This is a genomic window from Limnohabitans sp. TS-CS-82 (assembly GCF_002943475.1).
The window spans coordinates 1-7542 of record NZ_PTQX01000032.1; the positions used below are offsets into that span (position 1 = coordinate 1).

The following is a 7542-nucleotide window of genomic DNA, read 5'->3' on the forward strand; positions in this document are numbered from 1 at the left end:
CAAACCCTGCCCCCAAGCGGGTAATTGCATTGGTGACTCGCGCCACATCCGCCCACTCGGCCGAGTTCGAAGCAATTGCGAAGGTGATGGTTGCTGTCCATCGTAAAAAGAATTAGAAGCCTACCGTTACACAACTGCCGTATCGATGAATTGAAAGGCGGACATGCAGCAAACGCTGCTCACCGACTGCTTGGGGTCGGGTAGAGACGGTCAAGGACGGACGACTTAGTTCGGCCAAAAGCGGACGATGCTGTTGTTGTATCAATCTGTGATTTAGGCTGGTTGTAGTCACTCGCGGTAAGTGGACGTCATAGTTGCGGCGATTACTACCGGTCATTTAAGCGGGAGGAGCTACGAGGACCGTTGTAATTGAAATACCGGTCACTCGACATGCCGCGTATGCGATCCGTGCTTATGCGAACATGATCGGGCGGTCTGGTGCTGGCTTTACAGACACCCCGCTGTCTTGGAGTCAGTCGCCATCACTATCTTTTACAGTCCCGTCTCACCAAATCCGTAACCGCTGCTCCTCCCACAGCGCAGGCGGGTCCACCGCAAGATCAAACAGCGTCAGGTGATCCGGCAGCGTATCCTCCAAAATCGCCTCGACGATGTCCGGTGCCAGCGTAGTCAAATTCACCATCCGGCTGACGTAGCTGTTGTCGACTCCCTCCAGCGCTACAATTTCAGTCAGGTTTTTCAACTTGCCGTACTCCAGCATTGCCAACCACCGGTGGCCCCTGGCCAGCGCCAGTTCCAGCGGTGTGGCCGCCACGTCCCACGGCCGCAGCAGTTTCCCCGGTCGCCTTGATTGCTCATTGGGCAGTCTCATTTGTTTGCGCCCGCTGCGGCGGTTGTTATGAATCGGTACAGCGCGATCCGGCCCTCTCTTGTTCACGCAAAAGGCGTTATTCAGGGCCGACTAAGTAGTTCAGTCGCTTGCCTCATCCTTGCTTGAAGCTCTGGAAAAACAAGCCTGAATCGAGTCCACTCCTGGTCTGAAGTAACCGAGATCGCCCCGCCATGGGCCTCGACGATGGCTTTGGTAATCGACAGCCCCAAGCCTGCCCCGTCAGAAGCTGGGTGCCTGCGTGCTGAGTCTGCGCGATAGAAGCGCTCGAAGACTCTCTGCTGGACATCCAATGGAATCTCCTTGCCCGTGTTTTTGACAGTGACTTCAATTCCACGCGACGAACTTTCGATTCTGACGCCCACTACACCGCCGACTGGTGCATGCCTGAGCGCATTGGATAGGAGGTTGCTCAAGGCACGTCTGAACATCAAACGATCGCCAGAGATTCGCCCATCACCTTCCACGCTCATCAAGATGCGTTTTTCGTCCGCAACGGCTTCGTAAAATTCAACGAGTTCGCGAGCTCCTTGTGCTGCCGAGAAGGACTCCTTATGGGGCAGGTCTACCCCCCGCTCTGTCTTGGCGAGGAATAGCATGTCTGACACCACCCGAGCCAAACGCTGCAATTCCTCTGCGTTGGACGCCAGCGTATCTTGGTATGTCTTAAGGTCGCGTTTGGTGCACAGCGTCACCTCTGTTTGGATGAGGAGATTGCTGATGGGTGTGCGAAGTTCATGCGCCAAATCCGCCGCAAAATCAGAAAGCTGTTTGAAGTCGTTCTGCAGGCGGCCCAACATTTCATTGAGTTCCCGTGCCAAATCTGCCATTTCAATCGGGACGGCATCTTCTGGCATGCGCTCTTGCAACTGTTGGCCCGTCACGGCAGCGGCACGACGTTTCATTGCGCGTAGCGGAGACATGCCTTGATGAGCCACAAACCAAGCTAAGAATCCGCTTAGAAGAATGGCCAGCACAGCATAAATTGCAATGCTGCGCCGGAGCTCCCTCATGAATTCTTGGTGGTGCTGCGTATCGACGGCGATTGATATTTGGAGCGGCCCGGCCGCCCCCTGAACCATGCCAGCAGTAAAGCTCATCTCATGGAATTCGCGCCCTCCATTCGTCCAAGACTGAAGCCCGTGGCCGTCGTCAGTTGTGATGAATGATGCTTGCGTAGTGGGGCCGCTGTAGCCGTTGGTCTGGTACAGCTTTTCACCCTGTGGTCCTTTGACCAGAACGTAAAGGCCGTGGTGATGGTTCAAGGCTTCGTTCAGGCGACTGCTAGCTTCTTCACGGGATCGGGAACTGGCCAGAATGGGGCGTGTCCTAGATTTTGTGTAAACGGTCTAATGGCAGGAAACTGCCTTCATCTTCAAAGGAAGAGAAATGACCGTAAGCAACGAACTCATAGACCGCCTTCTGGCGGATTACAAAAAACCTGAAGACCTCATCGGAGAAAACGGGCTTCTCAAACAATTGACCAAACGATTGGTCGAGCGAGCCCTTGAAGCCGAGATGGCTGAGCACTTGGGGCATGCCAAGCATGAACCCGTCGCCAACCCCAAGGGCAACACCCGAAACGGCAAGAGCCGCAAAACGCTCAAGGGCGAGTTTGGCGAACTGCCCATCGAGATTCCCCGTGATCGCGATGGCAGCTTTGAGCCGCAGATCGTGCCCAAGCACCAAACCCGCTGGACGGGGTTCGATGACAAGATCCTGTCCTTGTATGCCCGTGGCATGACGGTGCGTGAGATCCAAGCGCACCTCGAAGAAATGTACGGCGCAGAAGTCTCACCCACGCTGATCTCAACCGTCACCGATGCCGTGATGGACGAAGTCAAGGCTTGGCAGTCTCGCCCATTAGATGCGCTGTATCCCATCGTTTATCTGGACTGCATTCACGTCAAATCCAGAGATGCGGGGGTGGTCAAAGTCAAAGCGGTGTACTTGGCGCTGGGCATTGATTTGACGGGGCAAAAGCAGTTGCTGGGCTTGTGGATCGCGCAGACTGAGGGTGCCAAGTTCTGGCTACAGGTGGTGACGGAGCTGAAGAACCGAGGTGTGCAAGACATCTTCATTGCCTGCGTGGATGGCTTGAAGGGGTTCCCCGAGGCGATCGAATCGGTGTACCCGCAAACTGCCGTTCAGCTGTGCGTGGTGCACATGGTGCGCCACAGTTTGAACTACGTGAGCTGGAAGACGCGCAAGGCGGTTGCGGCTGATTTGCGAGCCGTTTATGCGGCGGCGACCTTAGAAGCGGCAACGGCTGCCTTGGATGAGTTTGAACAAAAGTGGGGCGCTGACTACCCGCCGATCGTGCAATCGTGGCGCAGAAACTGGGAGCGCATCACCCCGTTCTTCGATTACCCGCCGGAGGTCAGGCGCATCATCTACACGACCAACGCCATCGAATCGGTGAACATGAGTTTGCGCAAGATCACGAAAAACCGTGGAGCGTTCCCAAGTGACGAGGCGTTGTTGAAACTGTTTTATTTGGCGCTGAACAACATCGCCAAGAAGTGGACGATGCCGGTGCAAAACTGGAAGCCCGTGCTGAACCGATTTACGATCCAGTTTGAGGGAAGGATGCCGACGAATTAACACGCGCTCCGTTTACACAAAATTCGGGACACCCTCGGCTTAGGTAAGGGAACTTGTCTAACGCCCGCAACTGTTTTGTCTCGCGTCACATCAATCATGGGTGTACCGCCAACGCTCAACATCAAATCTTCTTCTTTAAGTCTCGCTATTGACGAAGCACGCATTCCAGTAACTATGGCTGTCATAAGCAGAAGGTACATGTTAGGCGCCTTATGGCGAAACTGACTGTAGTATTCACCATTGAAAAACACTTCCACGCGCTCAACAGAGCGGATCGATTTTTGGCCGTCTTTTTTGCGTTCTCTACTAGAGACTAGCGCCTCCCAATGCTCCAACGGGTTTTCGCCGGAGTAGCGCCGCTTGATCTTCATTTTTTTGTATACGGCTTTTAGATGGCGCAGACGCTCTGATACTGTTCGTCTCTTCAGACCATCTTGCTTAGTTGCTACATTTACCCCCTTCTTACCCGTGCTTGTCTTGTTAAGTTTTGTGGTCGATGTCTCTAACAGCATTAGCTCTATCTCAACAACATCATCATCTTCTAGCTCGTGCAAATATCGATCACCACACACCTCAATGATCTTATTCATGCGAGACCGGTAATTTTTAACCGTAATATTGTTTACGAGCTTCGAATCAAACGAGTATTTGATGTATTCCTCTCCAGCCTGAGAGAGAGTGAGCGGAAGACCTCGGTGATAGAGATTTTTGACATCCTCACTTTTTTCTAATTCTTTGTCACGACCCAGCACGTCCTGCACTCCTGTAACTTGATGCGTTGCACCAACAACATGAACTATTGTTTGTGGAGCTAATGCCGCAGAACCTTGGGCTGGCTTGATGACCTTTTGGGCAAGTTGTTGAAGAATTTCTGCATCTTTCAATGATTGCAAATTGCTCATCAAAGCATCATGTTGCTCTTGTGTCTCCGCTTTGAAGATGCCGTTTGGCAAATCGATCATAAAAATTTCTTCAAATGTTTCAGGTACGCCCTCGGCTTGCACCACACCATCTTTAGCTGCGTATTGCTTGATCAAGCCTTCTTTTTTCAGAAAAGCAATCAATTCGTTCTTATTGGCATCGTCCGAACCTGGCTCGGATTTAATTTGACCTAATGGAATATTTATGAAGTATTCGAACTTGCTTGGCATTCGAGAGACCTTTTTGGTTGATCAAACACCACAGTGAGACGGATGTTTTTCAAATGATATGACATTCAACACTTCCCCCATGGATCTGCCTTCATCGCCAAGCCAGATGGTTTTTATCGATCATCACTCATCCCCTTGCCCGGACAACAAAATTCAAGGTACTCCAGCAACTCTTCTTGTTTTGAACAGACCTTCTGCGCTAAGAAATCGACAGAAGGCGAATCTGCATAGACGCCAGTTGTCATTGACTCATCAACGTGGCCAAGAATCGCACCACAGATGTATCGCTCTACTTGGTTTGTTAATAGATGTTGATTGAAGCTTTTTCGGAATGCATGAAAGCTCATCTTTGTGAAGCGCTTGTCAAAGCCGTGCACTTTCATGAAAGCTTTCAGAGGTTTGTTAAGCTGGTCTGAGTAGCCCTTTCCGTCATCCCGTTCTTGCAAGCCAAAGTCTTGATGGTGATCAAAATATTGATTCAGCGCTTTGAACAAGCGCTCTGGGATGGGAATGTCGCGGTTGCCAGCAATTGTCTTGTCATTGCTTATATCAATGTAAGCTGTTCCATGCATACTGCGCTTGAGATCTTCCGCGGTCAATCGTGCAACACTGGACACTCGCATGCCGGTCACCAACCCGACCATGCAAATTAGGTAAATTTCTGGACGCAGCTCTCCGTAATTCTTGAATGCATCGCTGCCGAAGACCACTTTCAAATCGTTGTAAGCAAATGGCTTTGTACCTGATTTTCGTTTCTCTCGCTTTGACACCAAGTTTTTTTCAGCTGCAGGGTTGGGACCTGCATAGCGGCCATGCTTGATTAGGAAGTTGATTACGGCACGTACAAATCCAATCTTATTGTCGATTGTGCGTGGATCGTTGCCGGCAGATGATCGAAGATGAACGATGAATTCGCTGATATCTCGCTCTGTCAGTGCCCGAATGTCGCGGTTACCCCAAAATTCAACCATTTCTTTTGCATAACTTGCATAGTCATTTTTGGTTACGAGCCTTAGCTTTTTAATTTGACCGTACTCCGCAAATACAACGTCAAGAAGATACTTCTCACGATCCGGCAATGTTGTGATTTGCCTTTGGGCTAGGTTTAGTGTTGAGTTGAGTTCATTACTCGTTAGCTTTGTGACTGATGACACACGGGGTGATCGAGCAATTGCATGGTCCAGCGTCAATGAATCCTGCTCAACAGCTTCAAAAGCTGAGTGGTGCTCTGGGATTGACCACGCAGGTACGGCGGGAAGCTTGGTCTGAAGTTCACCTGCCATTAACGAGCCAAGCAACTCAGTTGCACGAACTTTTGCAAGGTTTGGATCTAGGGTTCGAAGTGAGCGTTTAATTTGGCGTCCGCCGATTCGTACGTGGAGAACTAAGGTGTTTCCGCGACGATAAACGGGAAAATTGAGATTCATGATCAGTCCTGCTGCTACCAGAACTGCTACCACTCTCGGTTTACTCTACCGATAGAGCAGAAAAAAACCCTTGTAAATCATAGACTTACAAGGGTTTTTCATTTTGGCGGAGTGGACGGGACTCGAACCCGCGACCCCCGGCGTGACAGGCCGGTACCAAAAGTCAATGTTCATGCGGGTTAGAGCCTCATTTCAAATTCCAAAACTCCTAAATCTACCCCAGTAACCATGCGGCCTCTGCAGGGCTAATTCCAAAGAATTTAGCCAGTTTTAGCATCAGCCTGAGACTCATTGAGGACCTCATGTGAGGTCGCGGCGGCTCGATAAGATCGGCATTCAGGAGATTGGCAGTCGTTCAAAAAGAGACCCAGTCAGCTCTGAATCCGACTGGGTTTGTGTGGGGAAAAATGACAGTTTAAGCTAGTACGCCTAAGCCATGCTTGTGAACAATATCAAGAAGTTTGAGAGCCATGCCGCTGGGCTTTTTGGTACCCGCCTCCCACTTTTGGACAGTCGATTCGCTTGTATTGAGATACATCGCAAAAATTGGCTGACTCACCTTTGCGCTTTCTCTGATTTTTTTGATTTGTACAGCCTTGTATGCAGGCGTTTTAGCTATACATGACTCATCAAATTTACGCATCGTTGCCTTGTCTATTGCGCCAACACTAAGCAAGGCAGCAGCAGACTCATGAATTGCCTCAAAGGCATCACTCTTAAATTTCTTTTTCGTCGTCATGACAAATCTCCAAGAGATGTTTCTCTTCAATCAATTGCGCCAATTGCACTTTTTTCAAGCCTTCATATCCCTTTGCAAGCAATCGAAACATCTCTAACTCTGCGTCATCAATGTTGTCTCGATCATTCTTTGCAAACAAATACTCATAAATCCAATACTCTCCGCCCTTGGCCAAAATAATCGATCGGTGTTGGTTCTTGTTAAGTTTCTTTTTGTAAACACCACCACCTAAATCAACGGCCTGCCCAGCCATTACCTCTTTGATAGCTTCACAAAGATCAACATCTGAAATGTGAGCGTTTTTGGCGTTTTTGCTGAATTTCTTCGTTTTAAACGCTCTTGGTTTTGTCTTCTGAGGCATAGCTTAGTCTAGCACCTAGTGCTACCAATGTCAATCAGTCAGCTACCGGCGTCTTAGTCACAAGGGATTTCTATTAAAAAGGGAGTAGCTTTAGTTGGAGACTCCGTGCTACAAGGGGTCTCCTCGTTTTCAGTGCAATAAGTGACGGTACGCAAAGCTAGCACTGGCGCGGGGGTGGTCTGGGTAGACCGTTGATTTCATTGACTTTCCTGTTCGCTTTGTAAACGGGTATGGTGGCCTCCCACTTTTGAGGTTCACGATGCAGGGTTGGCACACAACGTTTTTGGGGATGCGTGGGCTCCCCCGCGATATCAGCGACTTCGAGATGAAGGCATTTTTCACCTTCGATGGTGCCGAGCGCGACGCAATCAATGCACGCCGAGGTGATTCCCACAAGCTTGGTCTGGCGC

General features: G+C 50.2%; 8 protein-coding genes and 1 tRNA gene. 2 read left to right on the plus strand and 7 right to left on the minus strand.

Features of this window, described 5'->3' with window-relative positions; all coding sequences use genetic code 11:
* Positions 1–505: 505 nt before the first annotated feature.
* Together C5F52_RS29550 and C5F52_RS29555 are read right to left on the minus strand one after the other, a co-directional pair.
* A complete protein-coding gene (locus tag C5F52_RS29550; protein ID WP_315169774.1) occupies positions 506–832 on the minus strand; it encodes a LacI family transcriptional regulator in 327 nt (108 codons plus the stop codon).
* An 80-nt stretch (positions 833–912) separates the two neighbouring features.
* Positions 913–2115 (minus strand): heavy metal sensor histidine kinase, encoded by a 1203-nt coding sequence (locus C5F52_RS29555; protein WP_161499789.1) that lies wholly within the window; start codon positions 2113–2115, stop codon positions 913–915.
* A gap of 124 nt (positions 2116–2239) precedes the next feature.
* On the opposite strand from C5F52_RS29555, the gene C5F52_RS29560 reads away from it, so the two are divergent.
* The gene (locus C5F52_RS29560) at positions 2240–3454 is read left to right on the plus strand and encodes an IS256 family transposase (RefSeq protein ID WP_104801919.1); all 1215 of its coding nucleotides are present in this window, start codon (positions 2240–2242) and stop codon (positions 3452–3454) included.
* On the opposite strand, the gene C5F52_RS29565 is transcribed toward C5F52_RS29560, so the two are convergent.
* The 5 genes from C5F52_RS29565 to C5F52_RS29580 form a co-directional block, all read right to left on the minus strand.
* On the minus strand, positions 3451–4605 hold the full coding sequence (locus C5F52_RS29565; protein WP_104801920.1) for a hypothetical protein: 1155 nt from the start codon (positions 4603–4605) through the stop codon (positions 3451–3453). The genes C5F52_RS29560 and C5F52_RS29565 overlap by 4 nt on opposite strands.
* Positions 4606–4718: 113 nt before the next feature.
* A complete protein-coding gene (locus tag C5F52_RS29570; protein WP_146100210.1) occupies positions 4719–6032 on the minus strand; it encodes a tyrosine-type recombinase/integrase in 1314 nt (437 codons plus the stop codon).
* Positions 6033–6136: 104 nt separating this feature from the next.
* Positions 6137–6253, minus strand: a tRNA-Ser gene (locus C5F52_RS29850).
* Between the two features lie 194 nt (positions 6254–6447).
* Positions 6448–6771 (minus strand): DNA-binding transcriptional regulator, encoded by a 324-nt coding sequence (locus tag C5F52_RS29575; protein ID WP_104801922.1) that lies wholly within the window; start codon positions 6769–6771, stop codon positions 6448–6450.
* A complete protein-coding gene (locus C5F52_RS29580; protein ID WP_104801923.1) occupies positions 6749–7132 on the minus strand; it encodes a type II toxin-antitoxin system RelE/ParE family toxin in 384 nt (127 codons plus the stop codon). The genes C5F52_RS29575 and C5F52_RS29580 overlap by 23 nt, the downstream gene beginning before the upstream one ends.
* 259 nt (positions 7133–7391) lie before the next feature.
* Here C5F52_RS29580 and C5F52_RS29840 point away from each other — a divergent pair.
* The coding region (locus C5F52_RS29840; protein WP_135147952.1) for a DUF4158 domain-containing protein at positions 7392–7542 on the plus strand (151 nt) is incomplete at its 3' end.

Coding starts and splice junctions, on each gene's coding strand:
- C5F52_RS29550 (WP_315169774.1), bottom strand. CDS start 832: ATGAGACTGCCCAATGAGCAATCAAGGCGACCGGGGAAACTGCTGCGG.
- C5F52_RS29560 (WP_104801919.1), top strand. CDS start 2,240: ATGACCGTAAGCAACGAACTCATAGACCGCCTTCTGGCGGATTACAAA.
- C5F52_RS29565 (WP_104801920.1), bottom strand. CDS start 4,605: ATGCCAAGCAAGTTCGAATACTTCATAAATATTCCATTAGGTCAAATT.
- C5F52_RS29570 (WP_146100210.1), bottom strand. CDS start 6,032: ATGAATCTCAATTTTCCCGTTTATCGTCGCGGAAACACCTTAGTTCTC.
- C5F52_RS29575 (WP_104801922.1), bottom strand. CDS start 6,771: ATGACGACGAAAAAGAAATTTAAGAGTGATGCCTTTGAGGCAATTCAT.
- C5F52_RS29580 (WP_104801923.1), bottom strand. CDS start 7,132: ATGCCTCAGAAGACAAAACCAAGAGCGTTTAAAACGAAGAAATTCAGC.